Here is a 1,883-nt window from a genome sequence, read left to right as displayed (position 1 = left end):
CGCTCACTGGGACGGGCTAAAGCCCGCCCCTTAACCAAACGTGTGTGCCGGGCATGGCACGTAACTATGTCGGTGAAAGTCCGGCAGCCAGGTTTTCGCAGAGCCGAAGGCTAGGGAAACGGCAAGGGCGTCGTCGCGAGGCGGGGTCTGGAGGAAGCCGAACCCAAAACTGCGGGACGATGAACAAGAACCGGATATGAGGCGTGGTGCATCCGGGACGAGCGGGCACGTAACCGCGAAGTCCTCCATCTGCGGCTGGGATGCACTTTGTAAATTCGGCGTTCGCGCAGTGACAGTGACGTGTCTTACCCCGGGAGATCTCTCCGGTGCTTCGCTCGCGAAGCTGGGCGTCGAGCAATCGGCGCTGAATACCGTGGAGAAGTCAGCAGAAGGCATAGTAGGTGGGTGGCCCCACTGAAGGCCGGAACGATGAATGATAAGGGAATCGCCTTGAAGAGAGACGGCAATGCATCTGACCACCAGCCCCGGCTGGCCGCGGCCTCGCCGCGGGATGAAGCCGTCCCTGGATCGAGCGAACTACCCGAGTCAATTCCACCCCAAGCGCTGCTCGCCCGCGTGTTACAGCGTGAGAACCTGCAGCGCGCACTCAAACAAGTACGCCGCAACCAGGGCGCGCCGGGCATCGATGGCATGACCGTCGAGGCCTTGCCCCACTACCTCCAAGACCACTGGCCACGGATCCGCGCACAACTACTGGCGGGCACCTTTTGCCCCCAGCCGGTCAAGCGCGTGGAAATCCCGAAGCCAGATGGCAAGGTTCGCTGCCTGGGTATCCCCACGGTGGTGGACCGTTTCATCCAGCAAGCCATTGCGCAGGTACTGTCGGCGCAATGGGAGCCCCACTTCCACCCGCACAGCTACGGCTTTCGCCCCCAACGCTCGGCGCACCAGGCGCTACGCCATGTGCAGACGAGCATCCGCGACGGCTACGGCTGGGTGGTGGACATCGACCTGGAAGCATTCTTCGATCGGGTCAATCACGACCGGCTGATGGCGAGGCTCAAGCACCGCTGTCAGGACGCCGCACTGCTGCGCCTGATCAACCGCTTCCTCAAGGCTGGCGTGCAACGGGGCGAACGAATCGAAGCCACACCGCTGGGCGTGCCGCAAGGCGGCCCGCTCTCACCGGTACTGGCCAACATCGTATTGGATGAACTGGATTGGGAACTGCAACGGCGCGGCCACCGCTTCGCCCGCTATGCCGACGACTGCAACATCCTGGTCAGAAGCAAGCGCGCGGGAGAACGGGTGATGGCCAGCGTAGAGCGCATGATCAGTGAACGACTGCGGCTCACAGTCAATCCGTTGAAAAGCGCGGTGGATCGCCCAGCCGAACGCACGTTCCTGGGCTTCACGGTCAGCCGCAGAGACGCCCGCCTGAAGGTGGCCGATAAGGCCCTCGAACGGCTCAAGGCGAAAGTGCGCGCACTGACCCGTCGGACACGAGGCCACCGTCTGGACGTTATCGTGACAGAGCTGAGGAAAACCCTGCTTGGATGGAAAGCGTATTTCGGCATTGCCGAAGTGCTGAGCCCTCTGCACGACATCGACAAATGGATACGACGCAAACTACGCTGCTACCTCTGGAAGCAATGGGGACGAGCCGGCTACCGGGAACTGCGCAAGCGCGGTGTAAACGTGCGAGAAGCATGGAACACCAGCAAGTCGGCGCATGGCCCTTGGCGGTTGAGCAACACCCCGGCACTGAGGCTGGCATTACCACTGCGGTACTTCAAGAACCTGGGGCTGCCGGCCATTGTGGTGCGGTAGGAATATATTCATCGAACCGCCGTGTACGTGACCCGTATGCACGGTGGTGTGGGAGGAGAGGCGCCGTGAGGCGTCTCCCTATCCCGATTAGG

Annotated in this window: 1 protein-coding gene; it reads left to right on the top strand. The window is 62.2% G+C overall.

Translation table 11 applies throughout. The features are described from left to right. Positions 1-429 precede the first annotated feature (429 nt). Positions 430-1,791 carry a group II intron reverse transcriptase/maturase gene (ltrA, locus tag G9C89_RS24840; protein WP_172153359.1) on the top strand — a complete coding sequence of 454 codons (1,362 nt, stop codon included), beginning with the start codon at positions 430-432 and terminating at the stop codon, positions 1,789-1,791. Positions 1,792-1,883: the final 92 nt, after the last annotated feature.

The sequence above is a fragment of the Pseudomonas tumuqii genome, from assembly GCF_013184545.1.
Lineage (GTDB): Bacteria > Pseudomonadota > Gammaproteobacteria > Pseudomonadales > Pseudomonadaceae > Aquipseudomonas > Aquipseudomonas tumuqii.
Note: the sequence above shows the minus strand (reverse complement) of the source record. Positions and strands in the feature narration are given on the sequence as shown.